This is a genomic window from Streptomyces thermoviolaceus (assembly GCF_045209695.1).
In the GTDB taxonomy this organism is placed as follows: Bacteria; Actinomycetota; Actinomycetes; order Streptomycetales; family Streptomycetaceae; genus Streptomyces; species Streptomyces thermoviolaceus.
This window is the reverse complement of sequence record NZ_CP109280.1, coordinates 3,763,663-3,782,618: the sequence shown is the minus strand read 5'-3', so window position 1 is coordinate 3,782,618 and position 18,956 is coordinate 3,763,663. Positions and strand designations below refer to the sequence as shown.

11 protein-coding genes and 3 rRNA genes are annotated in these 18,956 nt (G+C 68.6%); 6 read left to right on the top strand and 8 right to left on the bottom strand.

What is annotated here, in order from left to right; all coding sequences use genetic code 11:
• Positions 1–87: 87 nt before the first annotated feature.
• From OG899_RS16620 to OG899_RS16600, 5 genes are read left to right on the top strand one after another with little or no spacing between them, the layout of a single operon-like run.
• On the top strand, positions 88–1,425 hold the full coding sequence (locus tag OG899_RS16620; RefSeq protein WP_125499208.1) for a glycerophosphoryl diester phosphodiesterase membrane domain-containing protein: 1,338 nt from the start codon (positions 88–90) through the stop codon (positions 1,423–1,425).
• A gap of 4 nt (positions 1,426–1,429) precedes the next feature.
• Complete coding sequence (locus OG899_RS16615) at positions 1,430–2,176, top strand: DUF4129 domain-containing protein (protein ID WP_406311072.1); 747 nt, start codon at positions 1,430–1,432, stop codon at positions 2,174–2,176.
• Positions 2,173–3,375, top strand: coding sequence for a DUF4350 domain-containing protein (locus OG899_RS16610; protein ID WP_189427994.1), 1,203 nt, complete (start codon positions 2,173–2,175; stop codon positions 3,373–3,375). Before OG899_RS16615 ends, OG899_RS16610 begins: the two co-directional genes overlap by 4 nt.
• The gene (locus OG899_RS16605) at positions 3,375–4,364 is read left to right on the top strand and encodes a MoxR family ATPase (RefSeq protein ID WP_125499205.1); all 990 of its coding nucleotides are present in this window, start codon (positions 3,375–3,377) and stop codon (positions 4,362–4,364) included. Before OG899_RS16610 ends, OG899_RS16605 begins: the two co-directional genes overlap by 1 nt.
• Positions 4,364–5,674, top strand: coding sequence for a DUF58 domain-containing protein (locus OG899_RS16600; RefSeq protein ID WP_125499204.1), 1,311 nt, complete (start codon positions 4,364–4,366; stop codon positions 5,672–5,674). Before OG899_RS16605 ends, OG899_RS16600 begins: the two co-directional genes overlap by 1 nt.
• A gap of 150 nt (positions 5,675–5,824) precedes the next feature.
• Here the strand turns inward: OG899_RS16600 and rrf are convergent.
• The 4 genes from rrf to OG899_RS16580 form a co-directional block, all read right to left on the bottom strand.
• Positions 5,825–5,941 (bottom strand): 5S ribosomal RNA (gene rrf / locus OG899_RS16595).
• 75 nt (positions 5,942–6,016) lie between these two features.
• Positions 6,017–9,140: ribosomal RNA gene (locus OG899_RS16590) — 23S ribosomal RNA — on the bottom strand.
• A 310-nt stretch (positions 9,141–9,450) separates the two neighbouring features.
• Positions 9,451–10,978: ribosomal RNA gene (locus OG899_RS16585) — 16S ribosomal RNA — on the bottom strand.
• The 16S, 23S and 5S rRNA genes sit together here, the layout of an rRNA operon.
• Positions 10,979–11,544: 566 nt before the next feature.
• Positions 11,545–12,552 (bottom strand): stage II sporulation protein M, encoded by a 1,008-nt coding sequence (locus OG899_RS16580; RefSeq protein WP_406311071.1) that lies wholly within the window; start codon positions 12,550–12,552, stop codon positions 11,545–11,547.
• Between the two features lie 168 nt (positions 12,553–12,720).
• Here OG899_RS16580 and OG899_RS16575 point away from each other — a divergent pair, with 168 nt between their 5' ends.
• Positions 12,721–13,842: an RDD family protein gene (locus OG899_RS16575; protein WP_168132439.1), complete on the top strand. Its 1,122-nt coding sequence runs from the start codon at positions 12,721–12,723 to the stop codon at positions 13,840–13,842.
• 147 nt (positions 13,843–13,989) lie between these two features.
• On the opposite strand, the gene OG899_RS16570 is transcribed toward OG899_RS16575, so the two are convergent.
• From OG899_RS16570 to manA, 4 genes are all read right to left on the bottom strand, one after another.
• Positions 13,990–14,607, bottom strand: a complete 618-nt coding sequence (locus tag OG899_RS16570) for a hypothetical protein (RefSeq protein ID WP_125496931.1) — start codon at positions 14,605–14,607, stop codon at positions 13,990–13,992.
• Between the two features lie 173 nt (positions 14,608–14,780).
• Entirely contained in the window at positions 14,781–16,238 is a 1,458-nt protein-coding gene (gene ahcY / locus OG899_RS16565) for an adenosylhomocysteinase (RefSeq protein WP_125496930.1), read from the bottom strand.
• Between the two features lie 294 nt (positions 16,239–16,532).
• Positions 16,533–17,516 carry a cation diffusion facilitator family transporter gene (locus OG899_RS16560; protein ID WP_125496929.1) on the bottom strand — a complete coding sequence of 328 codons (984 nt, stop codon included), beginning with the start codon at positions 17,514–17,516 and terminating at the stop codon, positions 16,533–16,535.
• A 219-nt stretch (positions 17,517–17,735) separates the two neighbouring features.
• Positions 17,736–18,887 (bottom strand): mannose-6-phosphate isomerase, class I, encoded by a 1,152-nt coding sequence (gene manA / locus OG899_RS16555; protein ID WP_125496928.1) that lies wholly within the window; start codon positions 18,885–18,887, stop codon positions 17,736–17,738.
• Between the last annotated feature and the right edge of the window lie 69 nt (positions 18,888–18,956).

The window sequence follows — 18,956 nt, the reverse complement described above, 5'->3', positions numbered from 1 at the left end:
GCCGGTCCGCCGAAGACCACCCCATGGCACGATGGCAGCCGACCTGCCGCCGCCGCGACCGCGGACGGGCACCGTGAAGGAGCGACGATGAACGACACTCCGGGCTGGGCCTCGCCCGGATCCCCCCGGCCCGAAGAGCAGCCGTCCGGCCACGCCGGCGACACCGGCCGCCCGGAGCAGGACGCCGCACGCCCCGCACAGCCCGCGAACGAGCCGGAGGCACCGGCGCAGGGCACGGGCGCGAAGTGGTCCGCGCAGCAGCCGCCGCCCGGCCAGTGGACCGCCCCCGGCGGGACCCCGCCCCCCGGCCAGGTGCCGCCACCGCCTCCCGGCCCCGGCGGCTGGGGCGGGCCGCCGCCGGGCGGCGGGTACGGCGGTCCGGGCGGCTCCGGCGGCTGGGGCACGGGCTGGGGAGCCGGCTGGGGCGGGCCGCCGCCCGCGGCCAAGCCGGGCATCATCCCGCTGCGCCCGCTCGGTGTCGGCGAGATCCTCGACGGCGCGGTGACGATGCTGCGCACCCACTGGCGCACCGTGCTCGGCATCTCCCTGGTCGTCGCCGTCGTCACCGAGATCGTCGTCGTCCTGGTGCAGGGCCTGGCCCTCGACGGCCTCACCGGCGGCGGCGTCCTCACCGACCCGGACGCCGCCGCGGACGAGATCCTGCGCGCTGTGCGGAACACCCTGCTCGGCTCCGGTGTCGTCGCCCTGGTGTCCATGATCGGCACCGTGCTGGCCACGGCCCTGCTCACCGCCGTCACCAGTCGGGCGGTGCTCGGCCGGCCGGTGACCGTCGGCGAGGCCTGGCACGAGTCCCGTCCTCAGGTGCTCCGGCTGTTCGGCCTGATCATCGTGGTGACGCTCATCGGTCTCGGCATCGTCGCCGTGGGCGCGCTGCCCGGTGTACTGATCGCCGTCGCCGGACAGACGGAGGCCGGCATCGCGCTCGCCGCGCTGGGCGGCTTCGCCGCGGCGATCGTCGCCGTGTGGGTGGCGGTCCGGCTGTCCCTGGCCTCTCCCGCGCTCATGCTGGAGAAGCAGGGCATCAAGAAGGCGCTGGGCCGCTCGGTGAAGCTGGTCCGCGGCTCCTGGTGGCGCATCTTCGGCATCCAGCTGCTGGCCTCCGCCATCGCCTACCTCGTCTCGGCCGTCATCGGCGTCCCCTTCAGCCTCTTCGCCATGGCCTTCGCCGGCGACGGCGTCACCGGGCTGCTCGACGGCACCGGCGGCAGCCTGGGCTGGGCGTACCTCGTCATCAACGGCATCGGGGCGGTGATCGGCTCCACGATCGTGCTGCCGATCACCGCCGGGGTCACCGTGCTGCTCTACATCGACCAGCGCATCCGCCGCGAGGCCCTCGACCTGGAACTGGCCCGCGCCGCCGGCATACAGGACTACGGTTCCGGCCCGTCCGGCACGGGGAGCTGATGCGGTGAGCCTCGAGGGGGGAGTGCTCACCGTGCTGTGGGCGCCGCCGACCGCGCACGGACTGCTGGGCGCCGTTGCGTCCGCACGGCAGGACGGCTCGGACGAGCCGCCGGTGACCCTTCCGCGCGACCCCGCGCGGGAGGCCGCCCGGCACGAGCTGTCCAAGCGGATGTACCACGAGAACGACCCCGGGCTGCTGCAACGCGCCCTCGACCGCCTCTGGGACTGGATCGGCAGCCTGTTCGACCATGCCTCGGCCGCGACCCCGGGCGGCGCCACCGGCCTCGTCGTCGTGATCGTCGCCGTCCTGGCCGCGGCGGGCGCCCTGTGGTGGCGCCTGGGCACTCCCCGCCGCACGTCCGTCTCCTCCCCCGCCCTGTTCGCAGACCGCCCCCGCAGCGCCGCCGAACACCGCGCGGCAGCAGAGGCCCACGCGGCCCAGGGCCACTGGAACCAGGCCGTCCAGGACGGCATGCGGGCCCTCGTCCGCTCCTTGGAGGAACGCGCTCTGCTGGACGTCCGCCCCGGCCGCACCGCCGACGAGGCCGCCGGGGAGGCGGGCCGCGTGCTGCCCGCGCACGCGGACCGGCTGCGCGCCGCCGCCCGGGACTTCGACGACGTCACGTACGGCGGACGCACCGCCACCGAGCAGATGTACCGCCGCATCGCCGACCTGGACCGGGACCTGCGGCGCACCAGACCCGAACCGGCCGGCACCGGCCACGTCACCCACCGCGGAGCCACCGGATGACGGCCGACGCCACCATGCACACGCCCCCGCCCACCTCGGTGTCGCCCACCGCCCGCCAGGTGTGGACCCGCACGCGCGGCATCGTGCTCGCGCTCGTCGTCCTCCTCGCCGCCGCGGCTGTCATCGCCGCCCTGCGCTCCGACGGCCGGCACGGCATGCTCGACCCCCGCTCCGCCGACCCCTACGGCAGCCGTGCCGTCGCCGCCCTGCTCGACGAGCACGGCGTGACCACCCGCGTGGTCACCACCCTCGACGAGGCCCGCGCCGCGGCCGACCCCGACACCACCCTGCTGGTCGCCACCCCCGACCTGCTCACCCGCGACCAGCAGAACCTGCTGCGCACCGCGATCGACTCCGCCGGCGGACGCACCGTCCTCGTCGCCCCGGGCGCCCCTTCCGCCGGCGGCCTCGTCCCGGGCGTCACCGCCGCCCGGACCCGCAGCACCCGCACCACCCTCGACCCCGCGTGCGCGTTCCCCGCCGCCCGGCGTGCGGGCGACGCCGACACCGGCGGCATCCGCTACTCCACCACCGCCCCGGCCACCGACTCCTGCTACCCCGACGACGGCCTGCCCACCCTGCTGCGCCTCGCCCGGCCGCGCGGCGGTGACACCGTCGTCCTCGGCTCCCCCGACATCCTCCTCAACAAGCACCTCGGCGACCACGGCAACGCCTCGCTCGCCCTGCAGCTCCTCGGCTCCCGCCCCCATCTGGTCTGGTACCTCCCCTCGCTCGCCGACGACACCGCCCCCCGCACCGGGCAGCGCAGCTTCTTCGACCTGCTGCCCTCCGGCTGGCTCTGGGCCGCCCTGCAGCTGTTCCTCGCCGCCGCCGTCGCCGCCCTGTGGCGGGCACGCCGGCTCGGCCCCCTCGTGCCCGAACGGCTTCCCGTCGCGATCCGCGCCTCCGAGACGACCGAAGGCCGCGCCCGCCTCTACCGCACGTTCCACACCCGCGACCGCGCGGCCGCCGCTCTCCGCTCCGCCACCCGCATCCGTCTCGCCCCCCTCGTGGGTGTGCCCGCCGCCCAGGCGCACACACCCGAAACCCTGCTCCCCGCCCTGTCCGCCCGGCTTGCCGCCGAGCGACGGGCGGCCCTGAACGACCTGCTCTTCGGCCCGCCGCCCGGCGACGACGCGGCCCTTGTCCTTCTCGCCGACCGACTCGACGCCGTCGAAAGAGAGGTACGCCGTCCATGATGGACCCGACCACTGACAACGCCGGGCGACCCGGGGACGCGGACACCGCGCGGTCCGCGCTGGAGGCCCTGCGCGCCGAGATCGCCAAGGCCGTGGTCGGCCAGGATCCCGCCGTGACCGGCCTGGTCGTCGCGCTGCTCTGCCGCGGCCACGTCCTGCTGGAAGGCGTCCCCGGGGTCGCCAAGACCCTCCTCGTCCGCGCCCTGGCCGCCGCCCTCGACCTCGGCACCAAGCGCGTCCAGTTCACCCCGGACCTGATGCCCAGCGACGTCACCGGCTCCCTGGTCTACGACGCCCGCACCGCCGAGTTCTCCTTCCAGCCCGGCCCGGTCTTCACCCATCTCCTGCTCGCCGACGAGATCAACCGCACCCCGCCGAAGACCCAGTCCTCCCTGCTGGAGGCCATGGAGGAACGCCAGGTCACCGTCGACGGCACCCCGCGTCCCCTCCCCGAGCCGTTCCTGGTCGTCGCCACCCAGAACCCGGTCGAGTACGAAGGCACCTATCCGCTCCCCGAGGCGCAGCTCGACCGCTTCCTGCTGAAACTGACCGTCCCGTTGCCCTCCCGCCAGGACGAGATCGACGTCCTCACCCGCCATGCCGCCGGTTTCGACCCACGCGACCTGCGCGCCGCCGGCGTGCGCCCCGTCGCCGGCGCGGCGGACCTCCGGGCGGCACGCGCCGCGATCGCCCGGACCACCGTCTCCCCCGAGATCGCCGCCTACGTCGTGGACATCTGCCGCGCCACCCGCGAGTCGCCCTCCCTGACTCTCGGCGTCTCCCCGCGCGGCGCGACCGCCCTGCTGTCCACCTCCCGGGCCTGGGCGTGGCTGACCGGCCGCGACTACGTCATTCCCGACGACGTCAAGGCCCTGGCCCTGCCCACGCTGCGCCACCGTGTGCAGCTGCGCCCGGAGGCCGAGATGGAAGGCGTGACCACAGACTCGGTGATCAACGCGGTCCTCGCCCAGGTCCCGGTGCCGCGCTGATGGGCTTCACCGGACGCGCCGCACTGCTCGCGGCCCTCGGCTCCGTACCCGTCGGCATCTGGGACGCCGGCTGGACCGGCCTGCTCGCCGTCAACGCACCTCTGGCCGTCGCCTGCGCCTGCGACTACGCCCTCGCCGCACCCGTACGCCGCCTGCGTCTGTCGCGCACCGGCGACACCTCCGTGCGCCTGGGGGAGAGCGCCGAGGTGACCCTCACGGTCAGCAACCCCTCGCGCCGCCCGCTGCGCGCCCGTCTGCGCGACGCCTGGCCGCCGAGCAGCTGGCAGCCGGGTACGGAGATCCGGGCCTCCCGCCACCGCCTGACGGTGCCGCCCGGCGAACGCCGCCGTGTCACCACCCGCCTCACCCCCACCCGCCGCGGGGACCGTGAGGCGGATCGGGTCACCATCCGCTCCTACGGTCCTCTCGGCCTGTTCGCGCGCCAGGGCAGCCACCGGGTGCCCTGGACGGTACGAGTCCTGCCCGCCTTCCCCAGCCGCAAGCAGCTGCCCGCCAAACTCGCCCGGTTGAGGGAACTCGACGGCCGCACCAGTGTGCTGGTCCGTGGACAGGGCACGGAGTTCGACAGCCTCCGCGAGTACGTGCCGGGCGACGACACCCGTTCCATCGACTGGCGCGCCACGGCCCGCCAGTCCTCGGTCGCGGTCCGCACCTGGCGCCCGGAACGGGACCGGCACATCCTGATCGTCCTCGACACGGGACGCACCGCCGCGGGACGGGTGGACGACGCTGTGCGCCTGGACGCCGCCATGGACGCGGCGCTGCTCCTCGCCGCCCTCGCCTCCCGCGCCGGCGACCGTGTCGACCTGCTGGCCTACGACCGCCGAGTCCGTGCCCATGTCAAGGGACAGAACGCGGGGCAGCTGCTTCCCGCTCTGGTGGGCGCCATGGCCACGCTGGAGCCGGAACTCGTCGAAACGGACACGCACGGGCTGGCGGCCACGGCACTGCGTTCGGCACCACGGCAGTCTCTGATCGTGCTGCTGACGACACTGGACGCGGCGCCTGTCGAGGAGGGGCTGATGCCGGTGCTGCCTCAACTCCTCAAGCGGCACACGGTTCTCCTCGCCTCAGTGGCGGATCCGCAGGTCGCACGTATGGCCGCGGCTCGGGGAACTGTAAATGCGGTGTACGAGGCCGCGGCGGCAGCGCAGGCCCTGACCGAACGTCACCGGGTCGCGGAACACCTGCGGCGCCAGGGGGTCACCGTGGTCGACGAAGTACCGGACACTCTGGCCGGTGCTGTGGCGGACGCCTATCTGGCGTTGAAGGCAGCTGGCCGACTCTGACGCGGGTGCCGGCCCTGACCTCGATGTGCCCTGTCCTGGCCCAGTCCTGTCCGGGTCGTCTCCGGCTGCCGCGACCACAAACAGCGGTGTTTCCGCAACTAGAAATGCAGAAAGGCCCACACCGTACGGTGTGGGCCTTTCCCAAAAATAGTCCGGCGGCGTCCTACTCTCCCACAGGGTCCCCCCTGCAGTACCATCGGCGCTGTAAGGCTTAGCTTCCGGGTTCGGAATGTAACCGGGCGTTTCCCCTACGCTATGACCACCGAAACACTATGAAACAATCAACCAACCAGCCATCGGCTGTTCATTGCTTCAGAACCAACACAGTGAACGCGAGCACCTGAGGACAAGCCCTCGGCCTATTAGTACCGGTCACCTCCACCAGTCACCTGGCTTCCAGATCCGGCCTATCAACCCAGTCATCTACTGGGAGCCTTACCCCATCAAGTGGGTGGGAGCCCTCATCTCGAAGCAGGCTTCCCGCTTAGATGCTTTCAGCGGTTATCCCTCCCGAACGTAGCCAACCAGCCATGCCCTTGGCAGAACAACTGGCACACCAGAGGTTCGTCCGTCCCGGTCCTCTCGTACTAGGGACAGCCCTTCTCAAGACTCCTACGCGCACAGCGGATAGGGACCGAACTGTCTCACGACGTTCTAAACCCAGCTCGCGTACCGCTTTAATGGGCGAACAGCCCAACCCTTGGGACCGACTCCAGCCCCAGGATGCGACGAGCCGACATCGAGGTGCCAAACCATCCCGTCGATATGGACTCTTGGGGAAGATCAGCCTGTTATCCCCGGGGTACCTTTTATCCGTTGAGCGACGGCGCTTCCACAAGCCACCGCCGGATCACTAGTCCCGACTTTCGTCCCTGCTCGACCCGTCGGTCTCACAGTCAAGCTCCCTTGTGCACTTACACTCAACACCTGATTGCCAACCAGGCTGAGGGAACCTTTGGGCGCCTCCGTTACCCTTTAGGAGGCAACCGCCCCAGTTAAACTACCCATCAGACACTGTCCCTGATCCGGATCACGGACCCAGGTTAGACATCCAGCACGACCAGACTGGTATTTCAACGACGACTCCACCCGAACTGGCGTCCAGGCTTCACAGTCTCCCAGCTATCCTACACAAGCCGAACCGAACACCAATATCAAACTGTAGTAAAGGTCCCGGGGTCTTTCCGTCCTGCTGCGCGAAACGAGCATCTTTACTCGTAGTGCAATTTCACCGGGCCTATGGTTGAGACAGTCGAGAAGTCGTTACGCCATTCGTGCAGGTCGGAACTTACCCGACAAGGAATTTCGCTACCTTAGGATGGTTATAGTTACCACCGCCGTTTACTGGCGCTTAAGTTCTCAGCTTCGCCGGCCCGAAAGCCAGCTAACCGGTCCCCTTAACGTTCCAGCACCGGGCAGGCGTCAGTCCGTATACATCGCCTTACGGCTTCGCACGGACCTGTGTTTTTAGTAAACAGTCGCTTCTCGCTGGTCTCTGCGGCCAACCCCAGCTCCGAGCGCAAGGCCCATCACCAGGACTGGCCCCCCTTCTCCCGAAGTTACGGGGGCATTTTGCCGAGTTCCTTAACCATAGTTCACCCGAACGCCTCGGTATTCTCTACCTGACCACCTGAGTCGGTTTAGGGTACGGGCCGCCATGAAACTCGCTAGAGGCTTTTCTCGACAGCATAGGATCATCCACTTCACCACAATCGGCTCGGCATCAGGTCTCAGACTCAATGGCATGCGGATTTACCTACACACCGTCCTACACCCTTACCCCGGGACAACCACCGCCCGGGATGGACTACCTTCCTGCGTCACCCCATCACTCACCTACTACCAGCTCGGGCCACCGGCTCCACCACTCCCACTGACGTCAAAGACGACAACGGGCGGCTTCACGGGCTTAGCATCACTGGATTCGATGTCGGGCGCTTCACAGCGGGTACCGGAATATCAACCGGTTATCCATCGACTACGCCTGTCGGCCTCGCCTTAGGTCCCGACTTACCCTGGGCAGATCAGCTTGACCCAGGAACCCTTGGTCAATCGGCGCACACGTTTCTCACGTGTGAATCGCTACTCATGCCTGCATTCTCACTCGTCAACCGTCCACAACTCGCTTCCACGGCTGCTTCACCCGGCAGACGACGCTCCCCTACCCAACCCAGCGGGCGTTAACCCACATGCTGGATTGACACGACTTCGGCGGTACGCTTGAGCCCCGCTACATTGTCGGCGCGGAATCACTAGACCAGTGAGCTATTACGCACTCTTTCAAGGATGGCTGCTTCTAAGCCAACCTCCTGGTTGTCTCTGCGACTCCACATCCTTTCCCACTTAGCGCACGCTTAGGGGCCTTAGTCGATGCTCTGGGCTGTTTCCCTCTCGACCATGGAGCTTATCCCCCACAGTCTCACTGCCGCGCTCTCACTTACCGGCATTCGGAGTTTGGCTAAGGTCAGTAACCCGGTAAGGCCCATCGCCTATCCAGTGCTCTACCTCCGGCAAGAAACACACGACGCTGCACCTAAATGCATTTCGGGGAGAACCAGCTATCACGGAGTTTGATTGGCCTTTCACCCCTAACCACAGGTCATCCCCCAGGTTTTCAACCCTGGTGGGTTCGGTCCTCCACGAAGTCTTACCTCCGCTTCAACCTGCCCATGGCTAGATCACCCCGCTTCGGGTCTTGAGCGTGCTACTCAAACGCCCTCTTCGGACTCGCTTTCGCTACGGCTACCCCACCCGGGTTAACCTCGCAACACACCGCAAACTCGCAGGCTCATTCTTCAAAAGGCACGCAGTCACGACTGACGGGAAAACCCGCCAGCGACGCTCCCACGGCTTGTAGGCACACGGTTTCAGGTACTATTTCACTCCCCTCCCGGGGTACTTTTCACCATTCCCTCACGGTACTATCCGCTATCGGTCACCAGGGAATATTTAGGCTTAGCGGGTGGTCCCGCCAGATTCACACGGGATTTCTCGGGCCCCGTGCTACTTGGGAATCACTCAAGCGAGCCGCACAGATTTCGACTACGGGGGTCTTACCCTCTACGCCAGGCCTTTCGCATGCCCTTCGCCTATCCATACGGTTTCTCACTCGCCCCACGGCCGGCAGACCGTGGAAGAGCAACCCCACAACCCCGCATACGCAACCCCTGCCGGGTCTCACACGCATACGGTTTGGCCTCATCCAGTTTCGCTCGCCACTACTCCCGGAATCACGGTTGTTTTCTCTTCCTGCGGGTACTGAGATGTTTCACTTCCCCGCGTTCCCTCCACACTGCCTATGTGTTCAGCAGCGGGTGACAGCCCATGACGACTGCCGGGTTTCCCCATTCGGACACCCCCGGATCAAAGCCTGGTTGACGACTCCCCGGGGCCTATCGCGGCCTCCCACGTCCTTCATCGGTTCCTGGTGCCAAGGCATCCACCGTGCGCCCTTAAAAACTTGGCCACAGATGCTCGCGTCCACTGTGCAGTTCTCAAACAACGACCAGCCACCCGTCACAGCCCACTTCCGCAGACCTACACCGGGGCCGGCACTGAGGAAAACCTCGTTCCCTCAGGACCCAACAGCGTGCCCGGACCGGAATCCCCCCGGACGACCACGTTCCACGCTCCAAGAGCAGTACTAGCAGCCTCCAAGCCGAGACTCCGACCGAATAGTCAACGTTCCACCCATGAGCAACCAGTGCGAGACACTCGCTCACATACTGGCCTCTGACCGCATCCCCCGAAAGAGACACGGTAGAAGTGCTCCTTAGAAAGGAGGTGATCCAGCCGCACCTTCCGGTACGGCTACCTTGTTACGACTTCGTCCCAATCGCCAGTCCCACCTTCGACAGCTCCCTCCCACAAGGGGTTGGGCCACCGGCTTCGGGTGTTACCGACTTTCGTGACGTGACGGGCGGTGTGTACAAGGCCCGGGAACGTATTCACCGCAGCAATGCTGATCTGCGATTACTAGCGACTCCGACTTCATGGGGTCGAGTTGCAGACCCCAATCCGAACTGAGACCGGCTTTTTGAGATTCGCTCCACCTCACGGTATCGCAGCTCTTTGTACCGGCCATTGTAGCACGTGTGCAGCCCAAGACATAAGGGGCATGATGACTTGACGTCGTCCCCACCTTCCTCCGAGTTGACCCCGGCGGTCTCCCGTGAGTCCCCAGCACCACAAGGGCCTGCTGGCAACACGGGACAAGGGTTGCGCTCGTTGCGGGACTTAACCCAACATCTCACGACACGAGCTGACGACAGCCATGCACCACCTGTACACCGACCACAAGGGGGCACCCATCTCTGGATGTTTCCGGTGTATGTCAAGCCTTGGTAAGGTTCTTCGCGTTGCGTCGAATTAAGCCACATGCTCCGCCGCTTGTGCGGGCCCCCGTCAATTCCTTTGAGTTTTAGCCTTGCGGCCGTACTCCCCAGGCGGGGCACTTAATGCGTTAGCTACGGCACGGACAACGTGGAATGCTGCCCACACCTAGTGCCCACCGTTTACGGCGTGGACTACCAGGGTATCTAATCCTGTTCGCTCCCCACGCTTTCGCTCCTCAGCGTCAGTATCGGCCCAGAGATCCGCCTTCGCCACCGGTGTTCCTCCTGATATCTGCGCATTTCACCGCTACACCAGGAATTCCGATCTCCCCTACCGAACTCTAGCCTGCCCGTATCGACTGCAGACCCGGAGTTAAGCCCCGGGCTTTCACAACCGACGCGACAAGCCGCCTACGAGCTCTTTACGCCCAATAATTCCGGACAACGCTTGCGCCCTACGTATTACCGCGGCTGCTGGCACGTAGTTAGCCGGCGCTTCTTCTGCAGGTACCGTCACTTGCGCTTCTTCCCTGCTGAAAGAGGTTTACAACCCGAAGGCCGTCATCCCTCACGCGGCGTCGCTGCATCAGGCTTGCGCCCATTGTGCAATATTCCCCACTGCTGCCTCCCGTAGGAGTCTGGGCCGTGTCTCAGTCCCAGTGTGGCCGGTCGCCCTCTCAGGCCGGCTACCCGTCGTCGCCTTGGTGAGCCGTTACCTCACCAACAAGCTGATAGGCCGCGGGCTCATCCTGCACCGCCGGAGCTTTCCACACAGAGGAGATGCCTCCCTGTGTCGTATCCGGTATTAGACCCCGTTTCCAGGGCTTGTCCCAGAGTGCAGGGCAGATTGCCCACGTGTTACTCACCCGTTCGCCACTAATCCACCCCCGAAGGGGCTTCATCGTTCGACTTGCATGTGTTAAGCACGCCGCCAGCGTTCGTCCTGAGCCAGGATCAAACTCTCCGTGAATGCCTACCGGTGATCCGGTTCACACACACGGGAGCGGAACCAGAGGAAGGAATAATCCCTCCGGTTCACAGCGTCCTCGCTGTGTTTTCAAAGGAACCCAGTCACCGAAACCGAAGCTTCGGCAGACGGGGCATCAACATATCTGGCGTTGACTTTTGGCACGCTGTTGAGTTCTCAAGGAACGAACGCTTCCTTCGTACTCACCCTCTCGGGCTTTCCTCCGGGCGTTTTCCCTTCGGTGTCTCCGACTCTATCAGATCTTTCCGATCCGATGTCCTCGGCGGTTTCCGCTTTCCAGGTTCGCGCTCTCGCGTTTCCCTTTCCGGCGGTTCCGACTTTATCAGAACTTTCGAGCCGGTCCGACCGGCTTTCCATTCCGATGCGTCGGGGTGCTTCTTGTCGAGAATCAGAGTTCTCAAGAAGCGAGTAGATGTGTGCTGCGTCCTCGGGCGGGGTACCAGCCCCACCTCCAGGCAACTACCTAAATCTACCTCCCCACTAGTCCCGTGTCAACGGAGCTTGTGGGGCGAGTAGGAGACTAGCAGCTGATCACGTCCGGATGCACATCAGGCCGCCGTCGGCACGGTGGCACTCCGCCCTTCGGTGGCTACGTCGCCCGTGGCTCCGGCACGGACGGCGCGTCCGCCGAGGACATGGACGTAGGTCAGGAAGGCCAGTTCCGCGACGACCCCGATGCCGATGCGGGCCCAGGTGGGCAGGGACGACGGAGTGACGAAGCCTTCGATGGCGCCGGAGACCAAGAGGACCAGGGCCAGACCGAGGGCCATGCCCACAGCGGCCCGGCCCTCGTCGGCCAGTGCCGTGCCGCGGGACCGCGGGCCGGGGTCGATGACGGTCCAGCCGAGGCGCATCCCGGTACCGGCGGCCACGAAGACCGCCGTCAGTTCGAGCAGGCCGTGCGGCAGGACGAGGCCCAGGAACGTGTCGAGCCGGCCGGCGGAGGACATCAGTCCGATGCCGACGCCCAGGTTGAGCATGTTCTGGAAGAGGATCCACAGCACCGGCAGGCCCAGGAAGACGCCGAGGACCAGGCACATCGCGGCGGCCTGCGCATTGTTCGTCCACACCTGGGCGGCGAAGGCGGCGGCGGGATGGCTCGAGTAGTACGTCTCGTACTCGCCGCCGGGGCGGGTGAGCCGCCGCAGTTCCTCGGGCGCGGCGATCGCGGCCTGGACCTCGGGGTGCGTGCCGATCCACCACCCCAGGACGGCGGCGAGTGCGGTGGAGACGAGTGCCGTGGGTACCCACCAGTGACGGGCCCGGTAGACCGCCGCCGGGAAGCCTTCCAGCAGGAAACCGGAGACATCCCGCCAGGAGGCACGGCGGGTTCCGGTGACGGTGCTGCGGGCCCGGGCCACCAGCGTGGTGAGCCGGCCGATGAGCCCGGGATCCGGGGCGCTGGACCGGATCATGGACAGGTGCGTGGCGGTCCGCTGGTACAGAGTGACCAGTTCGTCGGCTTCCGCGCCGGTGAGACGGCGCTTGCGGCGCAGCAGGTCGTCGAGGCGGTCCCACTCGGCCCGGTGGGCGGAGACGAAGACGTCCAGGTCCATCGTGTCTGCCTGCTCCTCGGCTGGTCGCTCGGCTCCCCGGCGAATGTGTCAGTCAGGTTGTCGTACTGCGGCGGGACTGCTCTCAGCTTGGCAGACTGGCGGTTCTGAGAGCAGTGCGGGGAGGAAGGTCGGGATGGTCGGGGCAGTGCAGGGGGAAGGACGGCAGGCGTGAGCGAACTGGTGACGGGTGAGGCGGTAGCGCTGGAACTTCGGCCCGCGCGGCTGCCCAGCCGGGCGCTGGCGGTGGTGCTGGACCTCGCCGTGGCGCTGTTGGTCTACGTCGTCGTGACGCTCGCGCTGACCGTGGCGACGGCCTCCCTGGACGAGGCGGCCCGCGTGGCGGTGTCGATCGCGTCCTTCCTGCTGGTGCTGGTGGGCGGCCCGATCGCGGTGGAGACGCTCAGCCACGGCCGGTCGCTGGGGAAGCTGGTGTTCGGGCTGCGTGTGGTCAGGGACGACGGGGGCTCGATCCGGTTCCGGCATGCGCTGGTGCGCGGTGCGGTCGGTGTCGTGGAGATCCTGGTGAGCTTCGGGGTCGTCGCGTGCGTCGCCTCCCTCGTCTCGGCGCGGGGGCGGCGGCTGGGCGACGTCTTCGCGGGGACCCTCGTCGTAAGGGAACGGACGGCTGCCGGGCAGGGCACCTTGCTGCCGGCGCCGCCGCCCTGGCTGGCCGGCCGGTTCTCCGCGGTGGACCTGTCGGGCGTGCCCGACGAGCTGTGGCTGGCGGTCCGGCAGTACCTGGTGCGGATGGGGCAGCTCGACCCGCAGATCGGGTGGGACATGGCGCAGCGGCTGGCGGACGATCTCGCGGCCCGCACCGGTACCGGGGTGCCTCCGGGCGTGCCGCCGGCCGCGTATCTGGCGGCGATGCTGCAGGAGCGGCAGGTGCGCGAGGCCCGGCGTGCGTTCGTTCAGGGGGCACCGGGTGGCGTGCCCGGCGCACAGTGGAGTGGTGCGGTGCCGGTGCCGGGCGGGGTGCCGGCGCAGCCGCCGGTTCCGGGCCCGGGGGCCGCCCTCCCTGCCCGGCCCGCGGCCACGGCGCCCTCGGCATTTGTCTCCCCCGCTCCCGTGGCCCCGGCTCCGATGTCCCCGGCCCCCGTGTCCCCGGCGTCCGAGGCTTCTGACTCGCCGGACTCGCCTGCCTCCTCGGTCTCCGGCTCTCCCTCCGCGGATTCCTCGGGCACCTCGGACTCCTCGGGCTCCACGACCCCGGTCTCTTCCTCGTCGGCTTCGGCGGAAGGGGCGCCGGGGTCCGCGCGGCCTGCGACCGGGTTCGTACCGCCTGTCTGAGTTCGTACCGCCTGTCTGAGGGGCTTGCGCATCGCTGCCCCGGCGCCGGGACCTGCCGCCGGGGCTCGCAGGAGGTTGTGGTCCACGCTTCGTCGCCCCGCGCCGCTCGTACCGCAGCCCGGTGGACGACGCGCCGGACGGACGCGGTCACGAGGTGAGGTCGGAGGGCGGTGACTCCAGGTCCTCCAGCTCGATGCCGGGGGCGGCCAGGACGATGTCGCCGGCGAGGTGGACGGTGTGCCGTTCGCCGGTGTCCAGGGCGGTGACCTGGTACGCGTCCACGATCAGGGGGCCGTTGTCAGTGGGGTGTGCTTCTCTGTTCACCAGGGCCCAGGACTGGTCCACGGTGCGGGGGGCGAGGACCGGTTCCGTGAAGTCGACGAGACGGACGCGAGTGGCAGAGGCCGAGGGGGTGAGGCGCAGCAGCAGCGCGGTGGCGACGAGGAATGCGGGGGACGTGCCGGTGAAGGCGTGGGCGCGCGCATTGCCTTCCGTGGCATGGGTGCCGCTGGGGTCGCTGCGGACCCAGGTGAGTCCGTCGAGGGCGGCGCCGCGCACCTGCCAGCTTCCCGCGTGCAGTTCGAGACGGACGGGGCGGCCCAGCTGGTCGAGGGTGAGGTCGACCGATCCGCGGTGCTCGCCCGTGGGGGTGGTCACCTGGGAGACATAGCGCCAGCCGGACGGTCCGGGGGCGCACTGGAAGTGTTCTTCGCCGAGGGGGGTGTGATCGTGCGGATCGTGGAGCGAATAACGGCCGCGGGGCATGGGGTTCCTGGGGCTTGACGGGTCGTCCTGGCCGAGCCGGTCCTGGCCGGTCCTGACCTGGGTCGTCGTGACCGGGCCGGTGCCGGCCGGAAAGGGGCAGGCCCCCGCCACGGGGGTGCGGGGGCCTGCCTCCGAGGACCGGGAGCGTCGCGCGGTGCGACAGCGGCCGACGGTCAGTAGCGGTAGTGGTCCGGCTTGTACGGGCCGTCGACGTCGACGCCGATGTAGGCGGCCTGCTCCGGGCGGAGCTTGGTGAGCTTCACGCCGAGCGCGTCCAGGTGGAGGCGGGCGACCTTCTCGTCCAGGTGCTTCGGCAGCGTGTACACGCCGGTCGGGTAGGCGTCCGGCTTGGTGAACAGCTCGATCTGGGCGATCGTCTGGTTCGCGAAGGAGTTGGACATCACGAACGACGGGTGGCCCGTGGCGTTGCCGAGGTTGAGCAGGCGGCCCTCGGACAGCACGATGATCTTCTTGCCGTCCGGGAAGGTCCAGGTGTGGACCTGCGGCTTGATCTCTTCCTTGACGATGCCCGGGATCTTGGCGAGGCCGGCCATGTCGATCTCGTTGTCGAAGTGGCCGATGTTGCCGACGATGGCCTGGTGCTTCATCTTGGCCATGTCCGAGGCCATGATGATGTCCCGGTTGCCGGTGGCGGTGACGAAGATGTCGGCCTTGTCGATCACCTCGTCGAGCGTGGTGACCTCGTAGCCGTCCATGGCCGCCTGCAGGGCGCAGATCGGGTCGATCTCGGTGACGATCACGCGGGCGCCCTGACCGCGCAGGGATTCCGCGCAGCCCTTGCCGACGTCGCCGTAGCCGCAGACCACGGCGGTCTTGCCGCCGATGAGGACGTCGGTGGCGCGGTTGATGCCGTCGACCAGGGAGTGCCGGCAGCCGTACTTGTTGTCGAACTTCGACTTGGTGACGGAGTCGTTGACGTTGATCGCCGGGAAGAGGAGGGTGCCCTCGCGCTGCATCTCGTACAGCCGGTGCACGCCGGTGGTGGTCTCCTCGGTGACACCGCGGATCTCCGAGGCGAGCCGGGTCCACTTCTGCGGGTTCTCGGCCAGGGTGCGGGTCAGCAGCTCGAGGATGACGCGGTGCTCGTCGGACTCGGCGGTGTCGGGCGAGGGGACCTTGCCGTCCTTCTCGTACTCGACGCCCTTGTGGACCAGCAGGGTGGCGTCACCGCCGTCGTCCAGGATCATGTTCGGGCCGCCGGTGGGGCTGTCGGGCCAGGTCAGGGCCTGCTCCGTGCACCACCAGTACTCCTCGAGGGTCTCGCCCTTCCATGCGAAGACCGGAACGCCCTGGGGGTTGTCCGGGGTGCCGTTCGGGCCGACGGCGATGGCGGCGGCCGCGTGGTCCTGGGTGGAGAAGATGTTGCAGGAGGCCCAGCGCACCTGGGCGCCGAGCGCGACCAGCGTCTCGATCAGCACGGCCGTCTGGACGGTCATGTGCAGGGAGCCGGTGATCCGGGCGCCCTTCAGCGGCTGCTGGTCGGCGTACTCCTTGCGGATCGCCATGAGGCCGGGCATCTCGTGCTCGGCGAGGGTGATCTCCTTGCGGCCGAACTCGGCCAGGGACAGGTCGGCGACCTTGAAGTCCTGTCGGTTCTCGACAGTCGTCATGACGAGCTGCTCCTCGGTGTCGGGTCGAGGTGGGTACGGCTGACCTGCGCGCCGGCGGACACAGGGCGCCCGAAACGGACACCATCATGCCCACGTACGCGCAGCGCAGTCCGTCGGAGGCCCTCTCTCCCTCGGTCGGCCCGTCCCCGGGCCGCCCGACCGCCATCAGCAGCGACGTCTGGCTCCGACCCAAACTACACCGAGGCGCCCCGTCGTCCCCAGTCCGCGTCCGCTCGGATCGAGACATTGCGCGGCCGCCGGCACGGCGGCCGGCGGCCCGCTCGGGTGACCGGCTCAGTGACCGGACGCGGACTGCGGCCCGCGGCCGCCGGGGGTCGCCTCCGGGTCCGGTCCCTTGGCGGCCTCGGACTCGCGGTAGATGTCCGGCTCCAGGTAGATGACGCGGGCGATGGGGACGGCGGCGCGGACGCGGGCCTCGGCGGCGTCGATGGCGGACGCGACCTCGGCGGCGCTGTCGTCGTGCCGCACGGCGATCTTGGCGGCGATCAGCAGTTCCTCGGGACCGAGGTGCAGGGTGCGCATGTGGATGATGCGGGGCACGGTGGTGCCGTCCACCATGGCGGCCTCGATCTGCCGGAGCACGTCGGCGCCGGCGGCCTCGCCCAGCAGCAGCGACTTGGTCTCGGCGGCCAGGACGAGGGCGATCAGGACGAGCAGGACACCGATGCAGACGGTGCCGATGCCGTCCCAGACGCCGTTGCCGGTCAGCAGCGCCAGGCCCACGCCGAGGAGGGCGAGGACGAGACCGACCAGGGCGCCGAAGTCCTCCAGCAGGACGACGGGCAGCTCGGGCGCCTTGGCGCGGCGGATGAACTCCTTCCAGGAGAGCTTTCCGCGCAGCTCGTCGGACTCCTTGATGGCCGTGCGGAAGGAGAAGCCCTCGGCGCAGATCGCGAAGACGAGGACGGCCACCGGCCAGTACCAGTGCTCCAGCTCGTGCGGGTGGCGGATCTTCTCGTAGCCCTCGTAGACGGCGAACATGCCGCCGATGGAGAACAGGACGATGGAGACCAGGAAGGCGTAGATGTACCGCTCGCGGCCGTAGCCGAAGGGATGCTGGGGGGTGGCCTGGCGCTGGGCCTTCTTGCCGCCGATCAGCAGCAGGAACTGGTTGCCGGAGTCCGCGATCGAGTGGACGCCCTCGGCGAGCATCGAGGACGAGCCGCTGAAGGCGAAGGCAACGAACTTCGATGCCGCGATCGCCAGATTGGCGCCGAGCGCCGCCACGATCGCCTTGGTGCCGCCTGACGCACTCATGGTGTCCCCGTTGTCCCTTCGCCTGCGTCCCTGTCACCGGCACGGGCTCGCCGGTGACGGAGCCCGTGCGGGCGGGTGGCGAAGCCCTGTGCCGTCGCGGTCCTTTCCCGCGCTGCCGGTGGGACATTGTGACAGGCCCGGCGGGCGGCGGCAGGCCGTATCCGCCAGGGGCGGCACCGACCCTGCCCGGTATCGCCCCCTATGCGCCGGACGGGCCGATCAGACGACGACGGTGGCCCGGTGGACCGTGCCCGCGCCGGAGATCTCGGCCTTCTCCTGAGCCGGCACGAACACCGACTGCCCGGGGGTGAGACGGTGCTCACCCGCCTGCACGACACCGGCGGTGCAGAGCAGGATCTGCGGGGTGGGCAGGGTGAGGTCGCGTGCTGCGGCCCCCTCGGACAGCACGAAGCGCGAGAGGCGGAACTCGTCGATGGGGGTGTCGTAGACCTCCTCGCCGTCCGCGCCGGCCTCGGGGCGCAGCACCGCGGGGTCGCCCGCCTCGAAGCGGACGATGCGCAGCAGTTCGGGCACGTCGACGTGCTTGGGGGTCAGTCCGCAGCGCAGCACGTTGTCCGAGTTGGCCATGATCTCCACGCCGAGGCCGCTGAGGTAGGCGTGCGGGACGCCGGCGCCGAGGAAGAGGGCCTCGCCGGGCCGCAGCCGGACGTGGTTGAGGAGCATCGCGGCGAGGACGCCGGGGTCGCCGGGGTAGTGGCGGGCGATGTCGGCGTAGGGGGCGTGGGCGCCGCCGAGGCGGGCGCAGGCGTCCGCGGCCTCGGCGACGGTGCGGGCGATCTCCTCGCGGTCGGCGGTGAGGACCGCGGTGAGGACCTCGCGCAGGGCCGCTTCCTCGGGGCGGGCGCGCAGCAGGTCGACGTAGGGCTCGAGGGAGTCGACGCCGAGGGCGGCGAGCAGGTTCGCGGCCTCGGCGGGGGCGCGGAAGCCGCACAGCCCGTCGAACTCGGTGAGCGCGCAGATCAGCTCGGGCTTGTGGTTGGTGTCCTTGTAGTTGCGGTGCGGGGCGTCGACGGGGATGCCGCGGCGCTCCTCGTCGGCCCAGCCCTCCTCGGCCTGCCGGCGGTCGGGGTGGACCTGGAGGGACAGGGGGGCGCCGGCGGCGAGGATCTTCAGCAGGAAGGGCAGCCGGGGGCCGAACTTGGCGACCGTGTCGGCGCCGAGTTCGCCCTCCGGGTCGGCCTCGACGACCTGAAGGAGGGTGCCGCGCGCGGTGCGCGAGGGGGCCGCGGGGTGGGCGCCCATCCACATCTCCGCCTGCGGTTCGCCGCTCGGTTCGACACCGAGCAGCTGCGGGATGGCGGTGGTGGAGCCCCAGGCGTAGGGGCGGACGGTGTTGTCGAGGCGGTCCATGCGCTTCTTTCTGCGAACGTGGCGGATCGTCCGTCGCGGCGGTGCGGGCCGAGTACGCCGACCCGCACG

What these genes read in the sequence shown, in the direction of transcription:
- OG899_RS16620 (WP_125499208.1), top strand. Translation starts at nt 88, where the DNA reads ATGAACGACACTCCGGGCTGGGCCTCGCCCGGATCCCCCCGGCCCGAA.
- OG899_RS16610 (WP_189427994.1), top strand. Translation starts at nt 2,173, where the DNA reads ATGACGGCCGACGCCACCATGCACACGCCCCCGCCCACCTCGGTGTCG.
- OG899_RS16605 (WP_125499205.1), top strand. Translation starts at nt 3,375, where the DNA reads ATGGACCCGACCACTGACAACGCCGGGCGACCCGGGGACGCGGACACC.
- OG899_RS16600 (WP_125499204.1), top strand. Translation starts at nt 4,364, where the DNA reads ATGGGCTTCACCGGACGCGCCGCACTGCTCGCGGCCCTCGGCTCCGTA.
- OG899_RS16580 (WP_406311071.1), bottom strand. Translation starts at nt 12,552, where the DNA reads ATGGACCTGGACGTCTTCGTCTCCGCCCACCGGGCCGAGTGGGACCGC.
- OG899_RS16570 (WP_125496931.1), bottom strand. Translation starts at nt 14,607, where the DNA reads ATGCCCCGCGGCCGTTATTCGCTCCACGATCCGCACGATCACACCCCC.
- ahcY (WP_125496930.1), bottom strand. Translation starts at nt 16,238, where the DNA reads ATGACGACTGTCGAGAACCGACAGGACTTCAAGGTCGCCGACCTGTCC.
- OG899_RS16560 (WP_125496929.1), bottom strand. Translation starts at nt 17,516, where the DNA reads ATGAGTGCGTCAGGCGGCACCAAGGCGATCGTGGCGGCGCTCGGCGCC.
- manA (WP_125496928.1), bottom strand. Translation starts at nt 18,887, where the DNA reads ATGGACCGCCTCGACAACACCGTCCGCCCCTACGCCTGGGGCTCCACC.